The sequence below is a fragment of the Amycolatopsis sp. NPDC051373 genome (genome assembly GCF_040689465.1).
Taxonomy (GTDB): Bacteria; Actinomycetota; Actinomycetes; order Mycobacteriales; family Pseudonocardiaceae; genus Amycolatopsis.
Genome location: NZ_JBFBAE010000026.1, coordinates 62949 through 87053 on the forward strand (window position 1 = coordinate 62949; position 24105 = coordinate 87053).

Sequence of the window (24105 nt, forward strand, 5' to 3'; positions counted from 1 at the left end):
ACTCTGCCTCGGAGGGCGGTGTGTGCGAGTCGCGCGAACCAACCGGACGCCGGTCGGCAGTGGTCGATGGCCTGCCGTCACGGTAGTTCCTGCGTTGCGGGCCAGGCTTGCGTGGCATGGCTCTGCCTCGGAGGGCGGTGTGTGCGAGTCGCGCGAACCAACCGGACGCCGGTCGGCAGTGGTCGATGGCCTGCCGTCACGGTAGTTCCTGCGTTGTGGCCCAGGCTTGCGTGGCATGGCTCTGCCGCAGTGGGTGGTGCGTGCGGGCGGTGGGAACGGCTGGGCGAACGCTGGTCGGCAGTGGTGGATGGCCTGCCGTCACGGTAGTTCCTGCGTTGCGGGCCAGGCTTGCGTGGCAGCACTCCGCCTCGGAGGGCGGTGTGTCGGAGGGCGGTGTGTGCGAGTGGCTACGAATCAACCGGACGCCGGTCGGCAGCGATCGATGGCCTGCCGTCATGGCAGTTCCCTGCGTTGTGGCCAGGGCTCGCGCGGCCTCTGCCGCTGCGGACAGGGCTCGCGCGGCATGACACTGCTGCAGAGCGCGGTGTGTGCGGGCGGTGGGAACGGCTGACCGGACTCCGGTCACCAGCGATCGGCGGCCCGCCGTCGCAGTGGTTTTGGGCCGAGGCAAGCGCTTGCGCGGAGCAAGACCGCCGAAAGGAAGCACGCCCGAGCGGTGCGAGCAGCTGGCGAGGGCCAGCCAGTTGCACCCGACAGCTCGCGGTCAGAGTAGTCCCCGGGCCGCGACAAGAGCTTGCGCGGCGTACGACCATCCGAACAGGACAGTATGCACGAGCAGCGGGAACAGCTGATGCATCGGCACCCGCGAGCGCCAGCCCGCGGCGAGTGGCGCGGCCTCGTCGTAAGCCGCGATCACCTCGGCCAAATGCGGGCAGCCGAACAGGTGGAGCATCGCGAGATCCGTCTCGCGGTGCCCACCGTGGGCGGCCGGGTCGATGAGGCAGACGCCGGCCGCGGTCCACAAAACGTTGCCGTTCCACAGGTCCCCGTGTAATCGCGCAGGCGGCTCGGCGGGGCCGGCAACGGAGGGGAATCGCGAACAGGCTCGCTCGAAAACACGGGCCTCGGCAACGTCCAGCAACCCGCCGTCCACCGCCTGCCGCACATACGGCAAGACCCGCTGCTCCGCGTACCACAGCGGCCACTCGGCGCCGGTCACGTTCGCCATCGGGGCCTGGCCGATCCACGCCTGAACGGGCCCACCCGGAGGTGGCGAACCGAAAGCCGGTGCCCCGGCCGAATGCAACCGGGCCAAACCCAGCCCGAACGAACGCGCCGCAGCAACCGTCGCCGGAGAAGGCGCAATCCGGTCAAGGACCAGCCACTCGTCGTCGAAGCCACGCACACCGACGACCGAGACCGCGCCGGCCGAAGCCAGCCACCGCAAACCCGCAGCCTCGACGACAGCCGCGCCGGGCGCGTGCTTCACCACCACCCACCCGTCGGACAGCTCGGCTTCCACCAGAGAACCCGACCAGCGCGTACGCACCACCTCGAGGCCAGTCAGCCGGGCAACAACGTCAGCGGTGCTCACCGGTCGTAGTCAACGGCCAGTTCAGGCGTCGTCGGGCGGGCCCGGCACGTCAGGATCCGGTTGTCCGCCACATCCGCCTCCGTGAGCGCGTACTGCACATCCATGTCCACGCGCCCCCGCACCAGCTTTGCCACGCAGCTGCCGCACGCGCCGCCCGTGCAGGAGTACGGCACGTCGAGCCGGGCGCGCAGTGAAGCGTTCAGCACGGTTTCGCCCGGCTGCGTCACGATGTCCGTCACGTGCCGCCCGACGGTGACCGACAGGGCCGCCGACGCGCCTTCCGGGCTGCGGGCCGGGGCGCCGGCGAAGAGTTCGAACTGCACGTCCTCGTCGGGAACGTAGGCCTCGCGCAGGGTGCGGCGCGCCATGTCGAGCAGGCCGCGCGGGCCGCAGAGGAACCACTGGTCGACTTTGGCCGGGTGAAGGCGGTTCTGCAGCAGCGCGCGCAGCCGGGTCGCGTCGAGGCGGCCGCTGCGGTAGCGCTCGTGGGAGATCGCGAGGGCCTCGCCGACGGTGTCGAAGTGCCGCACCGGGCGGTGGGCGTGCAGGTCGGGATCGCGTTCGTCGGTGCGGAAGTGGACCACGTGCAGCCGGCCCGCCCACTCGCGGGCCAGCGCGCTGATCTCGTCGGCGAACATCGTCGTGGCGCCGGAAGTGTTGACGTACAACAGGGTTGCGCGGCTGTGGGCCTCCGCGCGCAGGGCGCTGGACAGGATCGACAGCACCGGCGTGATCCCGCTGCCGGCCGCCAGCACGACGTAGTGCGCAGAACGGTCCGGGCACGGCGAAAGCGTGAACCCGCCTGAAGGTGGCAGTAGTTCGAGTACGGCCCCCGGCTTCAGCTGCGAAGTCGCGAACGGCGAGAAAGTGCCGCCCGCACGGCGTTTCACCGCGATCTGCAACGACGCCGAACCGGCGGGGGAGCAGAGGGAGTACGTGCGCCGGACCATGGTGCCGTCCACCGTCGTGCGCACGACCACGTGCTGGCCGGGCACGTGCCGGAACGTCTCGCGCAGCTCTTCGGGGACGTCGAAGGTGATCGCCACCGCGTCCTGGGCGATCGGGTCCACGGAAACAACCCGCAGCGCGTGGAACCGCCGAGGCCCGGGCGGCAAGGGTTCCGGCGCGGGTTCGTTCTCGAAGCACTCGGTGAGCCGCCGCCACGCGCGGTACTCGGCGGCCGTCAGCTCGCGGCCCCACGCCGTGGTGATGGGGACTTCGCGTGCCAGGTACGCATCGCGGTTGTCGTTCCACGCGCGCACGTACCGGTAGAACGGGATCGCCGGGTGAAGATGGTGTACCAGGTGATAGTTCTGGTACAGCATGATCGGCGTCATCAGCCACTCCAGCCCCACGCGCACCCGCGTGGCGCCGAAGCGGTTCTCCGCCAGACCGTGGTGGGGCAGCCAGTCGAACCACCACGCCAGCAGCGCGAGCCCCAGCCGCTGCGGGATGAGGTAGACCACCAGCAGTTCCCAGCCGCGGCCGCACGCCACCACGGTCACCACCATCGCCGCGAACGCCACCAGCGCCACCAGCGTTTCCGCGCGCTCGAGGCGCGGGCGGCCGTGCACGCGACGGGAGTAGAAGCGCACGTACCAGAAGTCGATCGTCAGCCAGCGGAACGGCAGCTGCCACCACGGGCCCTGCGAAGTCCAGGCGTCCGGGTCGGTGCTCGCGTCGGCGTTGGTGTTGCGGTGGTGCTCGAGGTGGATGAAGCGCAGGAACGGGAACGAGCCGTAGGCGGCCACGAACAGCATCGCCAGCCGGCCGAGCACCTCGTTGAGCCAGGTGAGCTTCCCGGCGGCGTGGTGGGCCGACTCGTGCGCGACGGTGAACATCGTGAACGTGACGAGCGCGTGCAGCGGGATCGTCACCCACAGCGGCACGATGCCGCACAACGCGAGCCACGTGGCTGTGCCCCACACGGCCAGACCGCCCACGAAAAGGGTGAGCGTAGGCAGGGATGCGGGCGCGAGCGGGATTCGGGGACTGGGCACGGCGGCGCGCTCGGGCGCCCCAGGCTGTTCCCCGGCGCCGAGCCGGCTGTCGACGACGGGCATCGAGCGGTCTCCTCGGTCGATCGCTCCTGGCCAAGCGGTGACAACTTAGACAACCGCGCGGTGTTTGTAAATCGGTTTGACACGGATTCAGGGGTGCGTCCTGGTCAGTGGCTGTGCAGGCCGTCGTCGCCAAGCTCACTTTCCGTGAAATCCGGTGTCGCCGAGGAGTCCCTGGGGGCGGGCGCTCGCGGGAGCGGCTGCTCGCGGCCGCGGCCGAGCTGACCAGCGTCGGCGGCTGGGCGAACCCCACGATGGGCCGGCTCGCGGCGGACCTCGGCGTGAGCCGCCAGACCGTCTACAACGAGGTGGGCGCCAAGGCCGGGCCGGTCGAGGCCCTCGTGCTGCGCGAGACCGACAAGCTCGCCGGCGCCGTCGGGCAGATCGTCGCGCGCCAAGGCGACGCGGCAGAGGGCGTCATCGCCGCGTTCTGCCACATCGTGGCGGCCGCGCGCGTGAACCCGCTGCTCAAGGCCGTGCTGGGCGGGCAGGACGGCGACGAGCTGCCGTCGCTCATCACCACCCGTTCGCAGGCCGTGCTGGAGCGCGCCGTCACCGCGGTGACGCCCGTGTTGCGGGCGCAGTACCCGGAGCGCGGGTGGTCGGAAGAGGAGTGGTCCGTCTTCGCCGAGACGTTCGTCCGGCTCCTGCTCAGCCACGTGGTGCAGCCCGGCGGGCCGCCCGAGCGGACGGCCACGAGCGTGCGCCGGGTGCTCGGGCGGATGCTCGACCGCTGATCGGGAGGGGTGTCAGGGTGCCCCCGACCAGGTTCGGTGAGGCCGAGGGCCTAGACTCGGCTGTCCCGGTCGGCAGGTGACCGGGGCCGTCCCGAGGGACAGTCCAACCCCCATTGTTTACCGCTCGAGGAGAAGACCTTGAAGAGCACCGTCGAGCAGCTCAGCCCGACGCGAGTCAAGATCAATGTCGAGGTGCCGTTCGACGAGCTCAAGCCGAACTTCGACCGCGCCTACCGCAAGATCGCCGAACAGGTGCGCATCCCGGGCTTCCGGCCCGGCAAGGCGCCCGCTCGCGTCCTGGAAAGCCGGATCGGCCGTGCGCCGGTGCTCGACGAGGTCGTCAACGAAGCCATCCCGGCCAAGTACATCGAGGCCGTCCGGGCCGGCGAGGTCCGCACGCTGGGCCAGCCGGAGTTCGAGGTGACGAAGCTCGAGGACCGCGACGTCCTGGAGTTCAGCGCCGAGGTCGACGTGCGGCCGGAGATCGCGCTGCCCGACCTCGAGGGCCTCGAGGTGAGCGTCGACGACGTCGAGACCACCGACGCGGAGGTCGACGAGCAGCTCGACGAGCTGCGCGCCCGCTTCGGTACCCTGACCGGTGTCGAGCGCCCGGCCGAGAACGGCGACTTCGTGTCCATCGACCTGTCGGCCACGGTCGACGGCACCGCGGTGGAGGAGGCCTCCACCACCGGCCTGTCCTACGAGATCGGCTCCGGCCAGCTCGTGGACGGCATCGACGAGGCCATCGTCGGTGCGAGCGAGGGCGAGACGAAGACCTTCACCACCAAGCTCGTGGCGGGCGAGTTCGCCGGGCAGGACGCCGAGGTCACCGTCACCCTGCAGTCGGTCAAGCAGCGCGAGCTGCCGGAGGCCGACGACGAGTTCGCCCAGCTCGCGAGCGAGTTCGACACCGTTGAAGAACTGCGCTCCGACCTTCGCGAGCGCCTCGGCCGCGTGAAGAAGATGCAGCAGGGCGTGCAGGCTCGCGACAAGGTCCTCGACATCCTCCTGGAGCGCACCGAGGTGCCGATCCCGGAGAAGGTGCTCGAGGCCGAGATCGAGAACCGCAAGCACGACGCGGTGCACCCGTTCGACCACGACGAGGCGAAGTTCGCCCAGGCGCTCGAGGCCGAAGGCCGTACTCTGGACGAGTTCAACGCCGAGGTCCAGGAGGAGTCGGAGAAGGCGGTGCGCACCCAGCTGCTGCTGGACACCATCGCCGACAACGAGAAGACCTCCGTCAACGACGGCGAGCTCACCGAGCGCATCATGTACCAGGCCCAGCGCTTCGGTGTCAGCCCGGACGAGTACGTGCAGCGCGCCCAGCAGTCGGGCCAGCTGACCGCGATCTACGCCGACGTGCGCCGCGGCAAGGCGCTCGCTTCGGTGGTGCGGGGCACGACCGTGAAGGACGCCTCCGGCGCAGAGGTCGACTTGACCGAGCTGTTCGGCACCGACGAGGGTGACACCCCGGCCGGCGACGAGACGCAGGTCACCGAGGAAGCGGCCGCGACCCCTGCGGAGTGACGCTGTAAGCGAACTTGGGCGGTGTCGGGCATTCCGCACCGCCCGAGTTCGTTAGGGTCGGTTGCAAGATCTCAAGCATCTGAACACGACAGCGGTGGCCGACACGACGAAGGGCCACCGCCGGCGAAAAGGCAGGCAGACGTGAAGCAGCACATGCCCGAGGGGCGGACCGGCACCTCCGGACTCACCCTCACCGACTCGGTGTTCGAGCGGTTGCTCCAGGAGCGCATCGTCGTCCTCGGCTCCGAGGTCAACGACGAGATCGCCAACCGGATCACCGCGCAGCTGTTGCTGCTCGACGCGGACGACAGTGAGTCCGACATCCGGTTCTACATCAACTCGCCGGGTGGCTCGGTCACCGCCGGGTTCGCCATCTACGACACCATGCAGCTGATCCGCCCGGACGTCGCCACGTACGCCATGGGCATGGCGGCCTCGATGGGGCAGTTCCTGCTCTCGTCGGGCACGCCGGGCAAGCGGTACGCGCTCCCGCACGCCAGGATCCTGATGCACCAGCCGTCCGCGGGTGTCGGCGGTACCGCGTCCGACATCGCGATCCAGGCGGATCTGTACAACAAGTGGAAGCAGGAGCTCGCCCGCATCACGGCCGAGCAGACCGGGCAGACCACCGAGCAGATCGTCAAGGACGGCGACCGCGACCGCTGGTTCACGGCGCAGGAGGCGAAGGAATACGGCTTCGTCGACCACGTGCTGTCGGCCGGCATCACCTCGAACAACTGAGCGCGAAGCACACAGGAGACCTCTCATGAGCAATTACCGGCTCCCGGGTGACTTCCGGGCTCCGCAGACTCCGCAGTCGCGGTACATTCTGCCGTCGTACGTCGAGCGGACGAGCTACGGCGTCAAGGAGTCCAACCCGTACAACAAGCTGTACGAGGAGCGGACGATCTTCCTCGGCGTGCAGGTGGACGACGCGTCGGCCAACGACGTGATGGCCCAGCTGCTGCACCTCGAGCACGAGGACCCGGACCGCGACATCAGCATCTACATCAACTCCCCGGGTGGGTCGTTCACGTCGCTGATGGCGATCTACGACACCATGCAGTACATCCGCCCGGACATCTCCACGGTGTGCCTCGGCCAGGCCGCTTCGGCCGCCGCGGTGCTGCTGGCGGCCGGCACGCCGGGCAAGCGCATGGCGCTGCCCAACGCGCGCGTGCTGATCCACCAGCCGGCCACCGAGGGCACCTACGGGCAGGTCTCGGACCTGGAGATCCAGGCCAACGAGATTCAGCGCGTGCGCCGCCAGATGGAGGTCATCCTGGCGAAGCACACGAACAAGGAGCCCGACCAGATCAGGGCCGACATCGAGCGGGACAAGATCCTGACCGCCGACGAGGCCAAGGCCTACGGCCTGATCGACGAGGTCCTTCCGTACCGGAAGGCCTCCGCCAACTGATCACCGGGCCGGTGCGTGTCGAATCGGCGACACGCACCGGCTCTCTGGTCTAGTGTCGACCTCTGACGTGCCTTCTCCTCACCCGGGTGTTCCCGCTCGCGGCTTCGGACGGGTACCGTCAGTGGCAGTGCGTGAAGCTTCGGCCGGTCGGTGTGCAAGCAGTCGGTTCGGGACCGGAGCGGCAAGACAGTGTCAGGTGCGTACCGCGCACCGGAGGGGACGAGGTCAACGGCCATGGCACGGATCGGTGACGGCGGCGACCTGCTGAAGTGTTCTTTCTGCGGGAAGAGCCAAAAGCAGGTGAAGAAGCTCATTGCCGGCCCCGGGGTCTACATCTGCGATGAGTGCATCGACCTCTGCAACGAGATCATCGAAGAGGAACTGGCCGAAGCCGGCGAGGTGAAGCTCGACGAGCTGCCCAAGCCCGCGGACATCCGCGAGTTCCTCGAGCAGTACATCATCGGCCAGGACGACGCGAAGAAGACGCTCGCGGTCGCGGTGTACAACCACTACAAGCGCATCCAGGCCGACGACAAGGCCGGGCCGAAGGACTCCAAGGACGAGCCCGTCGAGCTGGCGAAGTCCAACATCCTGATGCTCGGGCCGACCGGTACCGGCAAGACCTACCTGGCGCAGACGCTCGCGAAGCTGCTGAACGTGCCGTTCGCCATCGCGGACGCCACGGCGCTGACCGAAGCAGGCTACGTGGGCGAGGACGTCGAGAACATCCTCCTCAAGCTGATCCAGGCCGCCGACTACGACGTGAAGCGCGCCGAGACGGGCATCATCTACATCGACGAGGTCGACAAGATCGCCCGCAAGTCGGAGAACCCGTCGATCACGCGCGACGTGTCGGGTGAGGGCGTGCAGCAGGCGCTGCTGAAGATCCTCGAGGGCACCACGGCGTCGGTGCCGCCCCAGGGCGGGCGCAAGCACCCGCACCAGGAGTTCATCCAGATCGACACCACCAACGTGCTGTTCATCGTGGCCGGTGCGTTCGCGGGGCTCGAGAAGATCATCAACGAGCGCGTCGGCAAGCGCGGCCTCGGCTTCGGCGCGGAGATCCGCACCAAGGCCGAGATCGAGGGCAGCGACGTCTTCTCCGAGACGATGCCCGAGGACCTGATCAAGTTCGGCCTGATCCCGGAGTTCATCGGCCGCCTCCCGGTGGTCGCCACGGTGAACCATCTGGACAAGGAGTCGCTGGTCTCGATTCTCACGCAGCCGCGCAACGCCCTGGTGAAGCAGTACAAGAAGCTCTTCGAGATGGACAACGTCGAGCTCGAGTTCACCGACACGGCGCTCGAGGCCATCGCCGATCAGGCGATGCTGCGCGGCACGGGCGCCCGCGGCCTGCGCGCGATCATGGAGGAAGTCCTCCAGCCGGTCATGTACGACATCCCGAGCCGCGACGACGTGGCGAAGGTCGTGATCACCGAGCAGACCGTGCGGGAGAACGTGAACCCCACGATCGTCGCGCGGCAGCCGTCCCGGCGCGCCCGCAGCGAGCGTGGTGAGAAGTCGGCCTGAGCCGTTCGCTGATCGGCTTGAGCCGTTTGCGGGAGTCCGCTGCCAGGCTGTTCGCGGCACGCGCGATAATGGACAGGATGACAACCGTGCCGCTGACCGCAGCCCCAGGGGACAACACCACCGCCTCGGTGTCGGACGAGGATGAGGCCACTTCGCCTCCGCTTGCCTCGACTGACGCGCCGTCGGTGGGCATCGTCGAACTGAGCGAGCGAGTCGTCGCGTCCATCCTGACGCGCTTCCCGTGGCTGTACCGCGCGGGCAACATCATGCTGGCCGTCTTCGCGGTCGTCTGTCTGGTGGCGGTGGGGACGCGGTTGTCGGCGTTGCCGCTGATCCCGTTGCCGTTGTTCGCGTTGGCTTGGTACTTCCTGCGCTTCCTGCGCGCGGCGGAGACCCGTCGGCTGCAACTGCGGTGGGCGCTGCTGACGGCGTTGGCGACGATGGTGGGATTCTGGTTGATCTCGGTGGTGGCTCGGTGGGTGTCTTCCTGAGGCTCGTGTTGCGTGGCTGGCCTGGTGCAATGGGCTCGCCGCGGGTGGGCTGGTGACCGGGTCGATCGTGCTGGTGGGGCGGAGCTGACCTCAAGGGGCGTCCGTCGCGTTTGGAGCGTGCCCGCTGTTTTACACCGCGCGCGGCACGTGCTTCCCGACGAAGCTCACCAGGCTCGGCACGACGGAGTGGAAGAACGTGTCGCTGTGGATGCCCTTCGCCGTGTAGCCGACGGCCGGGTGGGTGGCCGCGATGTAGCGGCGGACGCCGGTGATGAAGGAGTCCTCCGTGCCGCACCACAGGGCCGTGGGGATGCCGCGCAGGGCGGTGAGGTGGCGCAGGGGGTCGAGCGACGTCCAGTCGGTCTGGCCGGTGAAGATGTGGCGCTTCGCCATCTCGGGCCAGTTCGTGATGAGCGCCGGCGAGATGGCCGCGACGGCCTCCGGCGGCTGACGACGCTCGGCGCGGCGGCGGCCGTAGACCATCGCGCCGAAGCCGCCCATCGAGACGCCGGCACAGGCGAAGGGCAGGCCGTGCGCGCCGCCGAGGCCGCGGGCCGCGAGCCAGCGCGGGACTTCCTCCAGCAGCATCGCCATGGGGTCGTCGCCGGGACGGACCTCGTGCCAGTAGTTGTCCCCGCCGTCGACGGCGACGTAGCCGTGGGCGGGCACGGCCTTGCGCGCGACGTCCGTGGCGAGCTCCTTGAGCAGGCCGCTGGGGGCGGCGCTGCGGGCATTGCCGTGAAGGCCGTGGAGCATGAGGGACATCGGCAGGTCGGGCGGCGGCTTCTTGCTGGGCAGGAAGAGGACGAGGTCGACGTCGCGGCCCCTCGCGGCGGAGCGCACCCGCTCGACGCGCAGCGAACCGACCTGGGTGACCGGTGAGTCGGTGGTGACGCCGAGGACCTGCAACGCCTGACCGAGGGGCGTGAGCCCCGCTGCCGTCGCCGCGGCGAGCCCCGCGACGCCCAGGCCGGCGCCCCCGGCGGCGATCGCGGTGCGGCGGCTCACGCGGCCGTTCACGCGGCCTCCGGCCCAGCGACGGCGACGGACGCGCGACGGGTACTCAGGCTGCCCACGACGGTCTCCGTCCCGGAAACGGCCCCGCGCACGGCCCGGCGCTCGACCCGTCCGTCCACCTCGGCCTCCGTCCCAGACCACCGCAGGAAACTGCCAGCCACCTGGACGCAGCTCACCATCCGCGCGTTGCCTGGCGCCACCGATCATCGTGCAGAGTCCGCGCCCGCGGCGCCAGTTCTGAAAACCCGGGCCTTGCGACCGTTCCATAACTCTGTTATCAATCAATAACACTGTTACGGAAGGATTTCGCATGATCAACAAGTTCCTTGAAGGCAACTTCGCCCCCGTCACCCAGGAGCACACCGCCACGCGGCTCGAGGTGACCGGGGAGCTGCCCGACTACCTCGACGGCCGCTACCTGCGCAACGGGCCCAACCCGCTCGCGCGGCAGGACCCAGGGAGCTACCACTGGTTCCTCGGCGACGGCATGGTCCACGGGGTCCGCCTGCGGGACGGGCGCGCCGAGTGGTACCGCAACCGCTGGATCCGCACGCCGCACGTCGCCGGGTTGCTCGGGGAGGGGCCGGAGGTGCCGAACATGGGCATCGGGGCCAACACGAACGTCATCGGGCACGCCGGGCGCACGCTGGCGCTCATCGAGGGCGGCCTGCCGGCCTATGAGCTCACCGAGGAGCTCGACACCGTCGGCGCGTGTGACTTCGACGGAACGCTGCCGGGCGGCTACACGGCCCACCCCAAGCGCGACCCGGGCACAGGTGAGCTGCACGCCGTCACGTACACCTTCGGCCTCGGCAATCGCGTGCGGTACTCGGTCGTCGACACCGACGGGCGGGCGCGGCGCGTCGTGGACATCGAGGTGACGGGCCGGCCGATGATGCACGATTTCTCGCTCACCGAAAAACACGTCGTCTTCTACGACCTGCCCGTGACGTTCGACGCGAACCAGACGCCGGACCACGTCGACGTGCCCGACCCGGTCAAGGTGCGCTCCGGCCGGGGCGTGAGCTCACTGCCGTACCGCTGGAACCCCGATTACCCGGCACGCGTCGGCGTGATGCCGCGCGAGGGGGACAACGCCGACGTGCGCTGGTTCGACGTCGAGCCGTGCTACGTGTTCCACCCGCTCAACGCCTACGACGACGGCGACCGCGTCGTGCTCCACGTCGTGCGTCACCCCAAGGTGTTCGACCGCGGCGTGCACGGCCCGACCGAAGGCGAGCCGACGCTCGACCGCTGGACCGTCGACCTCACGGCGGGCAAGGTCCTCGAAGAACGGATCGACGAGCACGGGCAGGAGTTCCCGCGCGTCGACGAGCGTCACGTCGGGCGCGCGCACCGCTACGGCTACGCGGTGGCCGTGGACGGGCTCTCGAACCTGACCGGCGCGGTCTACAAGCACGACCTGAGCACCGGAACCGCCCAGCGGCACGGGTTCGGCCCCGGCCGCGTGCCCGGGGAGTTCGTGTTCGTACCGTCGCGTGTGGACGCTGCCGAGGACGAAGGCGTGCTCATGGGTTTCGTCTTCGACGCGGCCACTCAGTGCAGCGACCTGACGCTGCTCGACGCGCGAACGCTCGAGCCCGTCGCGGCCGTGCACCTGCCCGACCGTGTGCCCCACGGCTTCCACGGCAACTGGGTGCCGATCGGCTAGACCGGACGGCCTACGTCAGCACCCGCTGATCGCCCGTGTAGAGGTTCATGCTGTCGCCACGCAGGAAACCGATGAGCGTCATGCCGTTCTCCTCGGCCAGCTCAACGGCCAAAGACGACGGAGCGGACACGGCGGCGAGCAGCCCGATCCCGGCCATCGCCGCCTTCTGTACCAGCTCGAATGAGGCACGGCCGGAGACCAGCAGCCCACAGTCGGGCGCGGGGATCCGGCCGGCTTGCAGAGCCCACCCGAGCACCTTGTCCACGGCGTTGTGCCGCCCGACGTCCTCGCGCACGACTTCGAGCGCACCGTCCGGAGTGAACAGTGCGGCCGCGTGCAGCCCGCCGGTGGACTTGAACACCTTCTGCTGTTCCCGCAACGTGTCCGGGAGCTTCACCAGCACGTCGGTCTTCACCTCGAACGGCGAGTCCGCGGGGGAGAAGCGGCTCTTCAGCTTCACGGCGTCGAGCGCGGCCTTGCCGCAGACGCCGCACGAGGACGTGGTGTAGAAGTTGCGCTCCACGCCGACGTCCGGAGGTGCCACTCCGGGCGCGAGTGTCACGTCGAGCACGTTGTAGGTGTTGCGGCCCTGGTCGTCGACGCCGTCGCAGTAGCGCGCGGCCGCGATGTCCTCACGGGAGCCGAGCACGCCCTCCGACAACAGGAAGCCGTGGGCCAGCTCGACATCGTGACCCGGAGTGCGCATCGTCACAGCGAGTGCTTTGCCGCCGACGCGGATCTCCAACGGCTCTTCGGCCGCCAGTGAGTCGGGGCGACGACGTTCACCGGTCGAGGAAATCCTCCGCACCGGCCGTCGCACGGTCACCCTGCCCATCTGTCCACCTTTCAACGGCCTTTGAAGACGTGCGCAGACGATCTACGACACCCAGCCGATGCAACGTCGGGGAATAAGTAATACATTCCCAGCATCACCTCACAGTTCGGAGGAGTCTGACGATGGCCCTCGGCTTCCTGGCCCGCTCTCGTATCGTCGCACCGCCTGGCTGGACCCGTTGGCTGGTCCCTCCCGCAGCGTTGTCGATACATCTCTCGATCGGTCAAGCCTACGCGTGGAGCGTGTTCAAAACTCCGCTCGAGAAGACCATGCACCTCTCGGGCACGGAGTCCGGGCTGCCGTTCCAGTTGGGCATCGTGATGCTCGGCCTCTCGGCCGCGTTCGGCGGCACGCTCGTGGAGAAGAACGGCCCGCGCTGGGCCATGTTCGTGGCGACGATCTGCTTCGGCACCGGCTTCCTCGTGGCGGCGCTCGGCGTGGCCACCGGGCAGTTCTGGCTCGTGGTCGTGGGCTACGGCGGGATCGGCGGCATCGGCCTCGGGATCGGCTACATCTCACCCGTGTCGACGCTGATCAAGTGGTTCCCCGACCGGCCCGGCATGGCCACGGGCATCGCGATCATGGGCTTCGGCGGCGGCGCGCTCATCGCCTCGCCGTGGTCCTCGGCGATGCTCGGCTCGGCACCGACCGCGAGCGACATAGCGGTCGCGTTCCTGATCCACGGTGTCGTCTACGCGGTGTTCATGACGATGGGCGTGCTGCTCGTGCGAGTGCCGGCCGACGGGTGGAAGCCCGCGGGCTGGGAGCCGAAGGTCCTGGAGACCAAGAAGCTCATCTCCACGCACAACGTCTCGGCCGCCAACGCGCTCAAGACGCCGCAGTTCTGGTGCCTGTGGATCGTGCTGTGCCTCAACGTGACCGCGGGCATCGGCATCCTGGAGAAGGCCGCGCCGATGATCTCGGACTTCTTCAAGGGCACCTCGGCGCCGGTCAGCACCGCCGCCGCCGCCGGTTTCGTCGCGATGCTCTCGCTCACCAACATGCTGGGCCGGTTCGTCTGGTCGTCGGTCTCGGATGCGGTGGGGCGCAAGAACATCTACCGCTTCTACCTCGGCGTGGGCGCGGTGCTGTACCTGATCATCGCGCTCACCACGAACTCGTCGAAGCTGCTGTTCGTGCTGTGCGCGATGCTGATCCTCTCCTTCTACGGCGGCGGTTTCTCGACGCTGCCGGCGTACCTGAAGGACCTGTTCGGCAACTACCAGGTCGGCGCGATCCACGGCCGGCTGCTCACCGCGTGGTCGGTCGCCGGCGTTCTCGGGCCGCTGATCGTCGACGGCATCGCCGACAGCGAGAAGTCCGCGGGCAAGAGTGGTCCGGACCTCTACGCGACGTCGTTCTACATCATGATCGCGCTGCTCGTGGTCGGCTTCATCGCCAACGAGTTCGTGCGGCCGGTCAAGGCGAAGTACCACGAACCCGTGGCGAGCACCCAGGTGGGGAGTGAGGCGTGATGAGCACACCGGACGTGGAAGGGCGCTCGGGCGGGCGCACCTTGCTGCTCGTGGTCGCGTGGCTGTGGGTGCTGGTGCCGTTCGTGTACGGCGTGTATGAGCTGATCCTCAAGGTCATCGATCTGTTCAGCAGCTGATGGCCCGCTGATCGGAATCACCCGGGTCTGCTGAGGAGCGCGACCACCGGCGTACGACGTGCCGGAGGTCGCGCTCTTTTCGTTCCGCCGGCCGCGCACTGGTGGCGAACCCTGGCCACGATCATCGCAACGGCTTCGTCCGAAAAGGCGCTGGACAAATGGTCAAGAGTCGTTGACCATTGGCTCTCATGACTGGGGACGACTACGTTCCGCCCTCCGACAGCGTCGAGGTGCGGACTACCGAACAACTGCGCGCAGTGAACAACCTGGTGCGCCACCGCGTGCTCGCGGTGCTGCGCGACGGGCCCGCGACGATCACGCAGATCGCCGCGCGCCTGGATCTGGCGAAAGGGAGCTCGAGCTACCACGTGCGCGTGCTGGAGCGCGCAGGGCTCATTCACGTGGTCCGCACGCGCAAGGTGCGTGGCGTGGTGGAGCGGTACTACGGGATGGTCGCGAAGACCGTCGTGGTGCCGGACCCGGCACCCGGCCAGCGCGACGTCCTGCTGCAGCACGCGATCGACGACCTCGCCACCGCGCCGGAGGGCGCGCGGTACGTGCGCATGTCACACCTGCGCCTGGGGGAGTCGCGCTACGCCGAGTTCGAACGGCGGCTGGGTGAGCTGCTGGACGAGATGCACGCGGCACGCGAACCCTCCGAGCCCGCGGCGACGATCGCGGTGGCGTTCTTCCGGCCCGGTGAGGGGGCGGCCCAGTGAGCGCGATGGTGAGTGTCTTTCGCCGTCCGGGTACCGCGCCCAAGATGCCGCCCGCCTTCGCGCGGCTGTGGACGGCGGCGACGGTGTCCGCGCTGGGGGACGGGGCGTATGCGGCGGCGTTGCCGTTGTTCGCCGTGGCGTTGAGCAAAGATCCCGTGGTGATCAGCCTGGTGTCGGTGGCGATGCTGCTGCCGCACCTGGTGGTGGGGCTGGTGGCGGGCGCGCTGGTGGACCGGTGGGACCGGCGGCGAACGATGTGGCTCGCCGATCTGTGGCAGGCGGGGTTGCTGGTGCTCGCGGTCGTGGCGGGGGCGGTCGGGGTGCTGGGGATCCCGGCGTTGCTGGTGCTGGCGTTCCTGCTCGGTGTGGGGGAACTGTTCTTCGACGTGGCCTCGCAGGCCTACCTGCCGGACCTGCTCGGGCGCGACCAGACGTTGCTGCGCCGCGCCAACGGTCGCCTGCGCGGCGCGTCGACGGCGGCCGGGCAGTTCGCGGGGCCGCCGGTGGGCAGCTTCCTGTTCTCGCTCGCGCGGACGGTGCCGTTCGTGGTCGACGCCGTGTCGTTCGTGGCGAGTGCGCTGCTGATCCGGACGTTGCCGTCAACGCCGGTGCCCGAGCGCGTCGAGGGCCGCAGTGTGTGGGCGGATGCGCGGGAGGGGTTCCGGTACGTCGTCCGGGATCGGCTGCTGCTCGGCCTGGCGTTGCGGCCGGCGGTCGGCAACCTGGCGTTCGGCGCGGTGGGTGCGGTGCTGGTGTTGTTCGCGCAGGACACCCTGGGCCTGTCCGCGGTCGGCTACGGCTTCCTGCTCGCCGCCGACGCCGTCGGCGGGGTGCTCGGTGCGATGGTCGTGGCGGGACCGCTCGAGAAGCTGCTGGGCACGGGCACGGCGCTCACTCTGACGGCCGTGGTGGAGGGCGGGTCGATCCTCGTCTTCGGGCTCGCGGACAGCCCGTGGCTCGCCGGCGCCATGTTCGCCCTCTGCGGCTGCGGCATGGCGACCACCATGGTGCTCGGCTGGTCGCTGCGCCAGGCGATCGTCCCGGGCCGGCTCATGGGCCGGGTCGCCGCGGCCTCCCGCCTGGTCGCCCTGTCGGCCGGCCCCCTCGGCGCGCTGCTGGGCGGCTGGCTCGCCTCCGCGGCGGGCCTGCGCACCCCGTACTTCGCCGCCGCGGCGGTCCTGCTGACGATGACCGTGGTGACGATGAGCATGACCAGCAACGCCAAGGTGAAAGCCGCGCTGGCGTCCGCAGTGGACGGTTAGAGCTCCGCCAGCAGCCGACGCCGCGCGGAGTCCACGTGGTCGGCGGCGACGCGGTCCAGTCGGGCCGCGTCGCCGCCGCGGATCAGGGCCGCCAGTTCGCGGTGTTCGGCGACGACGTGGGAGCGGTACTGCGAAGCACCCAGGGACACGCGCTGCAACTGGAACAGGAACACCTGCGAACGCACCGCCTCCCACGCCTCCGTCAGGCGGCGGTTGCCCGCGGCGGTGTAGACGCGGTCGTGGAAAGCGATGTCCAGGGCGAGCAGCTCGGGGCCGGCGGCGCCGGAGTCCACTGCGGACGACAGCGAAGCGACAAGTGAGTCCAACGCGGCCAGATCGTCCACGGAGGACCGCGCCCGAGCCGTGACCGCGGCCAGGCGGTCGAGGGCCGCGCGCACGGAATACACCTCGTCGACGTCCACTGCGGTCACCTCGACGACCGTGGTCGGGCGGTGCCAGCCGCCGCGGACGAGGCCTTCGCGGGTGAGCAGGGCGAGGCCCTCGCGCACCGAGCCGCGGCTGACCTCCAGCGACGCGGCGAGCTCGACCTCCCGCAGGGGCGCGCCGGGCGGGAAGTGGCCGGCGAAGATCGCGTCGCGCACGCGGTCGGCGGCTTCCTCGGCGAGGCCGCGGCGCGCCGCTTTCCGCAACGGTGTGGCGTCCATCGGTCAATGTTGACATTAGGACATGGGCACCTCAAGGTGAGGGAGCCACCGCGAGCCGAAGGAGAGCCATGCGCCCCGCGTTCCACCTCGCCATCCCGGTCGACGACCTCGCCCGCGCCCGCGCGTTCTACGGCGGCGTGCTGGGGCTCGAAGAAGGCCGCTCGGCCGACGCGTGGGTGGACTGGGACTTCCGCGGCCACCAGGTGGTCACGCACGTGGTGCCCGGCGCGCGGGCCGAGGCCGGCCGCAACCCCGTCGACGGTCACGACGTGCCCGTGCCGCACTTCGGCCTGGTCCTCGACGTCGACTCCTTCCACGAGCTGGCGGGCCGGCTCAAGCAAGCGGGCACGGAGTTCGTGATCGAGCCGTACCAGCGCTTCGCCGGCGAGCCGGGGGAGCAGTGGACGATGTTCCTGCACGACCCGGCCGGCAACGCCCTGGAGTTCAAGGCGTTCCGCGACGAAGCGCAGCTGTTCGCGAAGTGAACGTCCTCGTCACCGGCGGCTCCCGCGGTATCGGCCGCGCGATCGCCCACGCCTTCGCCACCCGGGGTGACCGGGTGGCCGTCCACTATGGATCGAACGCCGCGGCGGCCGAGGAGACGCTGGCCGCGCTCCCGGGCGACGGCCACGTGCTGATCGGCGGCGACCTCGGCGATCCCGAAGCGGCGCAACGGATCGCGGACACGGCCGAGGAACTGCTCGGCGGCGTCGACGTGCTCGTGAACAACGCGGCCGTCGGCACAACGCCCGAGACGTCGACGCCCGTCGCGACCGTCGGCTATGCGCACTGGCAGGAAGTCTGGCGCCGCACGCTGGACGTAAACCTGATGGGCGCCGCCAACATCTCGTTCCACGTCGCGCGCCACCTCATCGCGCGGAAAGCGCCGGGGCGGATCGTGAACGTCGGCTCGCGCGGCGCGTTCCGCGGTGAACCCGAGCACGCCGCGTACGGCGCGAGCAAGGCCGCGCTGCACGCGCTCGGCCAGTCGCTCGCGATCGAGCTGGCGCCGCACGGGATTTCGGTGACGTCGGTGGCGCCCGGGTTCACCGCGACCGAACGCGTCGCGCACCGGATCACCGAAGCCGTGCGGGAGCAGAGCCCGTTCGGCCGGGTGGCGGAGCCGGAGGAGATCGCCAACGCGGTCGTCTACCTGGCCTCGGCCGAAGCCACGTGGGCGTCGGGCGCGATCCTCGATCTGAACGGCGCCTCGTACTTGCGTTGAAGTGTGAACTGGATCACGCGTGCAGCAGAACCGGGCCGTACGGCGTCGGTAGGGTGTGCGGATCGCAGGGAAGATCGTCGTCTCGACGCTGGCGCTGGTGGTGTTCGCCGGCACGGCCTATGGCTATTCGACGCTGAGCTCGCTCGACGACGTCACGCGCAGCAGCGTGATCGACGAAGCCGGCGCGCCCGCGCCCGGTGAGCAGCCGGCCGACGGCTCGCTCGACATCCTGCTCGTCGGCCGCGACTCGCGCGCCGACAATCAGGGCAACCCACTACCGGCGGACGTCCTGCGCGAACTGAGGGCCGGGCCCAACGGCGACGACCTCACCGACACCCTGATCGTGCTGCGCATCCCGAACGGCACGCAGACGGTGAAGGCCTTCTCGATCCCGCGCGACTCGTACGTGACGCTGCCCGACGGTGACAAGGGGAAGATCAACGCCGCCTACGGTCAGGGCAAGACGCTGGAGGCCGCGAAACGGCGCGCGGCGGGCGAGACCGACAAGAACGAGATCGAGCAGGAGTCGCTCACCGCCGCCCGCCGTGCCACGCGGCAGGCGGTGGAGAACCTCACGGGCGTGAAGATCGACCACTTCGCCGAGGTGAACCTGCTGAGCTTCTACGACATCAGCAACGCCGTCGGCGGTGTCGAGGTCTGCCTCAACAACGCGACGAAAGATCGCAACTCGGGCGCGAACTTCCCGGCGGGGCCGCAGAAGATCTCGGGCGCCGACGCGCTCGCCTTCGTCCGCCAGCGCGACGGCGTCAAGGGCACCGACTTCGGCCGCATGCGCCGGCAGCAGGTGTTCCTCGCCTCCCTGGCGCACCAGGTGCTTTCGGCCGGCACGCTCGCCAATCCCGGCAAACTCGGCGCGCTGATCGACGCCGTGAAGAAGTCCGTGGTCCTCGACGATTCCTGGAACCTGCTCGACTTCATCGGGCAGCTGCGCGGCATTTCCGGCGGTGGCATCCAGTTCACGACGATCCCCGTCGTGAACCCCGACTACCGCTACAGCAAAACGAATCCGCGGGCGACGGCGGTGCAAGTGGATCCCGCGCAGGTCAAGGCGTTCGCGGCCGGCCTGATCGGCGCGCCGCCCGCCGCTGCGCCGAAGCAGGCCGGCTTCGTGGTGGACGTGGCCAACGCGGGCGGCACCAGCGGGCTCGCCCAGCGCGTCTCGGATGTGGTGAAGGACAACGGTTTCACCCCGGGCACCACTGGCAACGCCGCCGCGCGCCGCACCTCACTGGTCCGGTACGGCGCCGCGCTGGCCACGCAGGGCAAGGCGGTGGCGGAGCTCCTGGGGGGCCTCGCCACCGCCGAGTCCGCCGACGTGCCGGCCGGCCACATCGAGGTGACACTCGGACAGGTCTACGCCGGGCCCGGTGCGCCCTCCGGCGGCGGTGACCCCGGCGGGACGGGCGGTGGCGCCGGCGCGGCGGGTTCGGGGGACACGCCGATCACCGGCGCGGGCGAGAACTGCGTGGACTGACGCTCGGGGTGGGCAGCCGGGCTGGTTGACTGGACCGATGCAATCCTGGGCCCGCTGGCTGCTCGTCGTGGCGGTTCTCGTGGTTCTCGGCATCACGCTGCGGCCCGGGCACCTGAGCCCGCCCGAGAACGTCAACCTGGTGCCGTTCGCCGGGATTGCCGACGAGGCCCGCAACGCCAACGGCCGCCTCGGGCTGATCAACAACGCCGGCAACATCGCGCTGTTCGTGCCACTGGGATTCCTGGCGACCGTGGTCACACGCCGGAAAGCCGCCGTGATCGCGCCGCTGGCGGGATTCTCGGCAGTGATCGAGATCGTGCAGTACTTCGTGGGCCGCAGCGCCGACGTCGACGACGTGCTGCTGAACACCCTCGGCGCGGCACTCGGCGTGCTGCTCGCCGCCACAGTCCGGTCACGCCGGAAAATCCCGCGTGACCGGACCGCCTGAACCTCACGAGTGGTGGTGCGGCTCCAGCCGGACGACGACCGCCTTCGACACCGGCGTGTTGGACTTCTCCGCGACGGAGTCCAGCGGCACCAGTGCGTTGGCTTCCGGGAAGTAGGCCGCCGCGCAGCCGCGAGCGGTCGGGTAGGACACGGCGCGGAAGCGCGGCGCGCGGCGGTCGCCGTCGCGCCACTCCGAGACCAGGTCCACGATCTCGCCGTCGGCGATGCCCAGCTCGGCCAGGTCGTCCGGGTGGACGAAGACCACGCGCCGGCCGTCCTCGATGCCGCGGTAGCGGTCGGACAGGCCGTAGATCGTGGTGTTGTACTGGTCGTGGCTGCGCATCGTCTGCAGCAGCAGCCGGCCCGCCGGCACCTCCGGGTACTCCAGCTCCGACACGGTGAACGTGCCCTTGCCGGTGGCCGTGCCCGTGAACTCGCGGGAGTCACGCGGCGCGTGGGGAAGCACGAACCCGTCGGGCTCGCGCACGCGGCGGTTGTAGTCCTCGCAGCCCGGCACCACACCCGCGATGCGGTCGCGGATCAGGTCGTAGTTCTTCTCGAACGTGCGCCACGGCACAGCGTGGCCGGGGCCCAGCAGCCGCTCGCCGAGCCGGCAGACGATCGCGACCTCGGAGATCAGGTGCTCCGAAGCCGGCTTGACCCGGCCGCGGGAGGCGTGCACCTGCGACATCGAGTCCTCGACGGTCACGAACTGCGGCCCCGACTCCTGCACGTCACGCTCGGTGCGCCCGAGCGTCGGCAGGATCAGCGCGGTGGTGCCGTGGACGACGTGCGAACGGTTGAGCTTCGTCGACACGTGCACGGTGAGCGAGCACGAGCTCAGCGCCTTCGCCGTGAGGTCGGAGTCGGGTGTCGCGGAGGCGAAGTTGCCGCCCATCGCGAAGAAGACCTTGCCGCGGCCGTCGCGCATCGCGCGGATGGCGTCGACGGTGTCCCAGCCGTGCTCGCGCGGCACGGTGATGCCGAACTCGCGGTCGAGCGCGTCCATGAACGTCTCGGGCATCTTCTCCCAGACGCCCATGGTGCGGTCGCCTTGCACGTTGGAGTGGCCGCGCACCGGGCACAGGCCCGCGCCCGGCTTGCCGATCATGCCGCGCGCCAGCGCGAGGTTCGTGATCTCGGAGATCGTGGGCACCGCGTGCTTGTGCTGCGTGAGACCCATGGCCCAGCAGTAGATCGTGCGCTCGGTTGTGGCGATCATCCGCGCGACGTGCTCGATCTGCGCACGCTGCAGGCCCGTGGCCTTCTCCGTCTCGGCCCAGTCGAGCTCGAGCAGGTTCTTCGCCCAGTCCTCGAACCCGTAGGTCGCGGAGTTCACGAACTCCTGGTCGATGATCGTGCCGGGCGCCTCTTCCTCCCACTGCAGCAGCAGGTGGCCCACGGCCTGGAACAGCGCGAGGTCGCCGCCGAGGCGGATCTGCGCGAACTCGTCGGCGAGCGGGGTGCCCTCGCCCACGACTCCGCGCACGTTCTGCGGGTTCTTGAACCGCATCAGCCCGGCCTCGGGCAGCGGGTTCACGGCCACGACCTTGGCGCCGTTGCCCTTCGCCGTCTCCAGCGCCGAGAGCATGCGCGGGTGGTTGGTGCCCGGGTTCTGGCCGACGACCACGATCAGATCGGCGTGGTGGATGTCCGCGAGCGACACCGAGCCCTTGCCGATGCCGATGCCGGCGGACAGCGCCGAGCCCGACGACTCGTGGCACATGTTCGAGCAGTCCGGCAGGTTGTTCGTGCCGTAGGAGCGCACGAGCAGCTGGTAGAGGAACGCGGCCTCGTTGCTGGTGCGGCCCGAGGTGTAGAACACGGCCTCGTGCGGGCTGGCCAGCCCGTTGAGCTCGCCGGCGACGAGGTCGAACGCGGCGTCCCACGAGATGGGCTCGTAGTGCGTGGCGCCCTCGCGCAGCACGAACGGCTCGGTGACGCGGCCCTGCTGGCCCAGCCAGTAGTCCGTCTTGTCCCGCAGGTCGGCGACCGCGTGGGTGGCGAAGAACTCCCGGTCCACGCGGCGGCGCGTGGCTTCTTCCGCGACGGCCTTCGCGCCGTTCTCGCAGAACTCCGCGAGCTTGCGCTTCTCGCCGTCGGCCTGGAGCGGCTCGGGCCACGCGCAGCCCGGGCAGTCGAAGCCCGCGCGCTGGTTGAGCAGGCGCAGGGTGAGCGCGGTGCGCGTGGGGCCCATCTGCTCGATGCCGCGCCGGAGCGACACGGCGACGCCGGGGATGCCGGCCGCGTAGGTCTTCGGCTTGCCCACCTTCAGGTCGGCTTCGTCCACGTCGTGTTTCGGCGCATCACGGTGCATGTGTCCATCGTGCGCTTCGATCATGGATTCCCCGACACGGGGTCTGGTTTTTCACACTTGAAAGATGCTGTTTGACCTGGGTACCCGCCCGTTCGGCCGCGAGGTTCGACCTTCGGAGTGACGACGGTCACTGATCGTGCCGTCGATCATCTCCGTCGGCGATGTCAGGCGCGCCGCGCCCGTTCGCGGCGTTCGGCCAGCTTCAGCCCGCGGTCGGCGACCGTCACGACCAGCAGCAGCGCGCTGATCACCACGAGCACGGCACCGAGGTGGTGCAGCCCGGCCGAGTCGGCGCGCGCGCCGTAGCACTGGGCGATCACGGTGGAGGCCACGATCGCGCCGAGGTACTGGGCCGTGCGGAACAGGCCGCTCGCGGTGCCCATGGTCTCGGCGGGCGACTCACGGTAGAGCGTGGTCTGGTTCGCGACGCTCGTCAGGCCCTGGGCCAGACCGAATACCGCGATCAGCCCGAGCAGCGCGCCCAGCCACGTCGTGTGGCCGACGAACAGCAGCGCGACCGAACCGGCCAGCAGCGCCACGGCGACCACCACCAGTCGTTTGCGGATCCCGGTCGCGCGGCCCGAGAACGCCGCCGCGCACACGGCCACGACCGACATCGGCAGCAGCAGCGCCCCCGCGATCGCGTCGCTGAAGCCGCGGCCTTCCTCGAGCCACTGCACGTAGCCGAACATGATCGCGTAGATCACCATGAAGCTCAGGGCCTGGCGCAGGTAGGTGCGCAGGATCGGAGTGTTGGCCGCGAGCATCCGCAGGTCGATGAACGGCACCCGCGTGTGCAGCTCCACCCACACGAACGCCGCGCCGACGGCGACGGCCGCCGCGAGCAGCCACAGGTCGCCGATGCCCGGCGCCATCAGGTAGCACAGCAGCACCAGCAGGGAGAGCGAGAACAACGCGATGCCGAGTACGTCGATCGGCTTCGGCTTCGTGGCTTCATCGCGCACCGGCGCGTCCTTGGGGACCCAGAAGATCGCCAGCAGCAGCGAGGCGCCCGCGAGCGGGATGTTCACGGCGAAGATGGCCGGCCAGCCGAAGAGCGTGATCAGCACGCCGCCGAGCGTCGGGCCGATGACCATGATCGTCTGCGAGGACAGGGAGAGCAGTGACAGCACGCGCGCGGGCACGCCCTGGCCCAGCGCGTCGGCGCGCTTGCGCAGCACGGCCATCGCGGCGGGGAAGCCGGCACAGGTGCCGATGCCGAGCACCGCGCGCACGCCGGTGAGCCACTCGACGGAGAACGGGATCATGCCGGTGACCCCGGCGACGATCACCACTGACGCACCACCGAGCAGTACGCGGCGGGCGCCGTAGCGGTCCACGAGCAGGCCGACCACGGGCTGGCCGACGGCGGTGGCGAGGTAGAGGGCGGAGATCAGCCAGGCCGTCTTGCCTGGCCCGGCGCCGAAGCTCTGCCCGATCGGCACGAGCGCGACGGCGATGAGGGTGGAGTTGATGGGGTTCAGCACCGCGCTCGCCACCAGCGGGGTGACGAGTTTGG

At 69.8% G+C, this 24105-nt stretch carries 22 protein-coding genes; 15 read left to right on the forward strand and 7 right to left on the reverse strand.

Annotation, left to right across the window (positions count from 1 at the left end; all coding sequences use genetic code 11):
• Positions 1 to 724: 724 nt before the first annotated feature.
• The gene (locus AB0383_RS37610; protein ID WP_366189816.1) at positions 725 to 1555 is read right to left on the reverse strand and encodes a fructosamine kinase family protein; all 831 of its coding nucleotides are present in this window, start codon (positions 1553 to 1555) and stop codon (positions 725 to 727) included.
• Positions 1552 to 3618 carry a fatty acid desaturase gene (locus tag AB0383_RS37615; protein WP_366189817.1) on the reverse strand — a complete coding sequence of 689 codons (2067 nt, stop codon included), beginning with the start codon at positions 3616 to 3618 and terminating at the stop codon, positions 1552 to 1554. The genes AB0383_RS37610 and AB0383_RS37615 overlap by 4 nt, the downstream gene beginning before the upstream one ends.
• Before the next feature lie 107 nt (positions 3619 to 3725).
• On the opposite strand from AB0383_RS37615, the gene AB0383_RS37620 reads away from it, so the two are divergent.
• From AB0383_RS37620 to AB0383_RS37645, 6 genes are all read left to right on the forward strand, one after another.
• Positions 3726 to 4352: a TetR/AcrR family transcriptional regulator gene (locus AB0383_RS37620; protein ID WP_366189818.1), complete on the forward strand. Its 627-nt coding sequence runs from the start codon at positions 3726 to 3728 to the stop codon at positions 4350 to 4352.
• Positions 4353 to 4490: 138 nt separating this feature from the next.
• Positions 4491 to 5879, forward strand: coding sequence for a trigger factor (tig, locus tag AB0383_RS37625; protein WP_364173151.1), 1389 nt, complete (start codon positions 4491 to 4493; stop codon positions 5877 to 5879).
• Positions 5880 to 6020: 141 nt separating this feature from the next.
• The gene (locus AB0383_RS37630) at positions 6021 to 6620 is read left to right on the forward strand and encodes an ATP-dependent Clp protease proteolytic subunit (RefSeq protein WP_364173148.1); all 600 of its coding nucleotides are present in this window, start codon (positions 6021 to 6023) and stop codon (positions 6618 to 6620) included.
• Between the two features lie 25 nt (positions 6621 to 6645).
• On the forward strand, positions 6646 to 7299 hold the full coding sequence (locus tag AB0383_RS37635) for an ATP-dependent Clp protease proteolytic subunit (RefSeq protein ID WP_220242917.1): 654 nt from the start codon (positions 6646 to 6648) through the stop codon (positions 7297 to 7299).
• Between the two features lie 234 nt (positions 7300 to 7533).
• Positions 7534 to 8829: an ATP-dependent Clp protease ATP-binding subunit ClpX gene (gene clpX / locus AB0383_RS37640; RefSeq protein WP_285973823.1), complete on the forward strand. Its 1296-nt coding sequence runs from the start codon at positions 7534 to 7536 to the stop codon at positions 8827 to 8829.
• Positions 8830 to 8906: 77 nt separating this feature from the next.
• On the forward strand, positions 8907 to 9320 hold the full coding sequence (locus AB0383_RS37645; protein WP_364173144.1) for a hypothetical protein: 414 nt from the start codon (positions 8907 to 8909) through the stop codon (positions 9318 to 9320).
• 129 nt (positions 9321 to 9449) lie between these two features.
• Here AB0383_RS37645 and AB0383_RS37650 read toward each other — a convergent pair whose 3' ends face one another.
• On the reverse strand, positions 9450 to 10340 hold the full coding sequence (locus tag AB0383_RS37650) for an alpha/beta hydrolase-fold protein (RefSeq protein ID WP_366189819.1): 891 nt from the start codon (positions 10338 to 10340) through the stop codon (positions 9450 to 9452).
• 307 nt (positions 10341 to 10647) lie between these two features.
• Here AB0383_RS37650 and AB0383_RS37655 point away from each other — a divergent pair, with 307 nt between their 5' ends.
• A complete protein-coding gene (locus AB0383_RS37655) occupies positions 10648 to 12009 on the forward strand; it encodes a carotenoid oxygenase family protein (protein WP_366189820.1) in 1362 nt (453 codons plus the stop codon).
• Between the two features lie 10 nt (positions 12010 to 12019).
• Here AB0383_RS37655 and fdhD read toward each other — a convergent pair whose 3' ends face one another.
• The gene (fdhD, locus tag AB0383_RS37660) at positions 12020 to 12844 is read right to left on the reverse strand and encodes a formate dehydrogenase accessory sulfurtransferase FdhD (RefSeq protein ID WP_364173138.1); all 825 of its coding nucleotides are present in this window, start codon (positions 12842 to 12844) and stop codon (positions 12020 to 12022) included.
• Positions 12845 to 12966: 122 nt separating this feature from the next.
• Between fdhD and AB0383_RS37665 the strand changes: the two genes are divergently transcribed.
• The 4 genes from AB0383_RS37665 to AB0383_RS37680 all read left to right on the forward strand — a co-directional run bounded on the left by AB0383_RS37665 (position 12967) and on the right by AB0383_RS37680 (position 16437).
• The gene (locus AB0383_RS37665) at positions 12967 to 14319 is read left to right on the forward strand and encodes an OFA family MFS transporter (protein WP_364173135.1); all 1353 of its coding nucleotides are present in this window, start codon (positions 12967 to 12969) and stop codon (positions 14317 to 14319) included.
• Entirely contained in the window at positions 14319 to 14456 is a 138-nt protein-coding gene (locus tag AB0383_RS37670) for a hypothetical protein (protein WP_220242910.1), read from the forward strand. The genes AB0383_RS37665 and AB0383_RS37670 overlap by 1 nt, the downstream gene beginning before the upstream one ends.
• 188 nt (positions 14457 to 14644) lie before the next feature.
• Positions 14645 to 15175 (forward strand): helix-turn-helix domain-containing protein, encoded by a 531-nt coding sequence (locus tag AB0383_RS37675; protein ID WP_364173132.1) that lies wholly within the window; start codon positions 14645 to 14647, stop codon positions 15173 to 15175.
• A gap of 44 nt (positions 15176 to 15219) precedes the next feature.
• Positions 15220 to 16437 carry an MFS transporter gene (locus AB0383_RS37680; protein ID WP_366189821.1) on the forward strand — a complete coding sequence of 406 codons (1218 nt, stop codon included), beginning with the start codon at positions 15220 to 15222 and terminating at the stop codon, positions 16435 to 16437.
• On the opposite strand, the gene AB0383_RS37685 is transcribed toward AB0383_RS37680, so the two are convergent.
• Positions 16434 to 17102 carry a GntR family transcriptional regulator gene (locus AB0383_RS37685; RefSeq protein WP_366189822.1) on the reverse strand — a complete coding sequence of 223 codons (669 nt, stop codon included), beginning with the start codon at positions 17100 to 17102 and terminating at the stop codon, positions 16434 to 16436. The two genes, AB0383_RS37680 and AB0383_RS37685, sit on opposite strands and share 4 nt — an antisense overlap.
• Before the next feature lie 68 nt (positions 17103 to 17170).
• Here AB0383_RS37685 and AB0383_RS37690 point away from each other — a divergent pair, with 68 nt between their 5' ends.
• Genes AB0383_RS37690 through AB0383_RS37705 form a run of 4 tightly spaced genes read left to right on the forward strand, consistent with a single transcriptional unit; the run spans position 17171 to position 20270 of the window.
• The gene (locus tag AB0383_RS37690; RefSeq protein ID WP_364173126.1) at positions 17171 to 17587 is read left to right on the forward strand and encodes a VOC family protein; all 417 of its coding nucleotides are present in this window, start codon (positions 17171 to 17173) and stop codon (positions 17585 to 17587) included.
• Complete coding sequence (locus AB0383_RS37695) at positions 17584 to 18327, forward strand: SDR family oxidoreductase (protein ID WP_366189823.1); 744 nt, start codon at positions 17584 to 17586, stop codon at positions 18325 to 18327. Before AB0383_RS37690 ends, AB0383_RS37695 begins: the two co-directional genes overlap by 4 nt.
• A 55-nt stretch (positions 18328 to 18382) precedes the next feature.
• Entirely contained in the window at positions 18383 to 19822 is a 1440-nt protein-coding gene (locus tag AB0383_RS37700) for an LCP family protein (protein WP_366189824.1), read from the forward strand.
• Between the two features lie 37 nt (positions 19823 to 19859).
• The gene (locus AB0383_RS37705) at positions 19860 to 20270 is read left to right on the forward strand and encodes a VanZ family protein (RefSeq protein ID WP_366189825.1); all 411 of its coding nucleotides are present in this window, start codon (positions 19860 to 19862) and stop codon (positions 20268 to 20270) included.
• Positions 20271 to 20273: 3 nt separating this feature from the next.
• Here the strand turns inward: AB0383_RS37705 and AB0383_RS37710 are convergent, their stop codons facing one another.
• A complete protein-coding gene (locus AB0383_RS37710; RefSeq protein ID WP_366189826.1) occupies positions 20274 to 22586 on the reverse strand; it encodes an FdhF/YdeP family oxidoreductase in 2313 nt (770 codons plus the stop codon).
• Between the two features lie 164 nt (positions 22587 to 22750).
• Positions 22751 to 24085 carry an MFS transporter gene (locus tag AB0383_RS37715; RefSeq protein ID WP_366189854.1) on the reverse strand — a complete coding sequence of 445 codons (1335 nt, stop codon included), beginning with the start codon at positions 24083 to 24085 and terminating at the stop codon, positions 22751 to 22753.
• Between the last annotated feature and the right edge of the window lie 20 nt (positions 24086 to 24105).

Coding starts and splice junctions, on each gene's coding strand:
- AB0383_RS37615 (WP_366189817.1), bottom strand. CDS start 3,618: ATGCCCGTCGTCGACAGCCGGCTCGGCGCCGGGGAACAGCCTGGGGCG.
- AB0383_RS37635 (WP_220242917.1), top strand. CDS start 6,646: ATGAGCAATTACCGGCTCCCGGGTGACTTCCGGGCTCCGCAGACTCCG.
- clpX (WP_285973823.1), top strand. CDS start 7,534: ATGGCACGGATCGGTGACGGCGGCGACCTGCTGAAGTGTTCTTTCTGC.
- AB0383_RS37645 (WP_364173144.1), top strand. CDS start 8,907: ATGACAACCGTGCCGCTGACCGCAGCCCCAGGGGACAACACCACCGCC.
- AB0383_RS37655 (WP_366189820.1), top strand. CDS start 10,648: ATGATCAACAAGTTCCTTGAAGGCAACTTCGCCCCCGTCACCCAGGAG.
- fdhD (WP_364173138.1), bottom strand. CDS start 12,844: ATGGGCAGGGTGACCGTGCGACGGCCGGTGCGGAGGATTTCCTCGACC.
- AB0383_RS37665 (WP_364173135.1), top strand. CDS start 12,967: ATGGCCCTCGGCTTCCTGGCCCGCTCTCGTATCGTCGCACCGCCTGGC.
- AB0383_RS37670 (WP_220242910.1), top strand. CDS start 14,319: ATGAGCACACCGGACGTGGAAGGGCGCTCGGGCGGGCGCACCTTGCTG.
- AB0383_RS37675 (WP_364173132.1), top strand. CDS start 14,645: ATGACTGGGGACGACTACGTTCCGCCCTCCGACAGCGTCGAGGTGCGG.
- AB0383_RS37680 (WP_366189821.1), top strand. CDS start 15,220: ATGCCGCCCGCCTTCGCGCGGCTGTGGACGGCGGCGACGGTGTCCGCG.
- AB0383_RS37685 (WP_366189822.1), bottom strand. CDS start 17,102: ATGGACGCCACACCGTTGCGGAAAGCGGCGCGCCGCGGCCTCGCCGAG.
- AB0383_RS37690 (WP_364173126.1), top strand. CDS start 17,171: ATGCGCCCCGCGTTCCACCTCGCCATCCCGGTCGACGACCTCGCCCGC.
- AB0383_RS37705 (WP_366189825.1), top strand. CDS start 19,860: ATGCAATCCTGGGCCCGCTGGCTGCTCGTCGTGGCGGTTCTCGTGGTT.
- AB0383_RS37710 (WP_366189826.1), bottom strand. CDS start 22,586: ATGCACCGTGATGCGCCGAAACACGACGTGGACGAAGCCGACCTGAAG.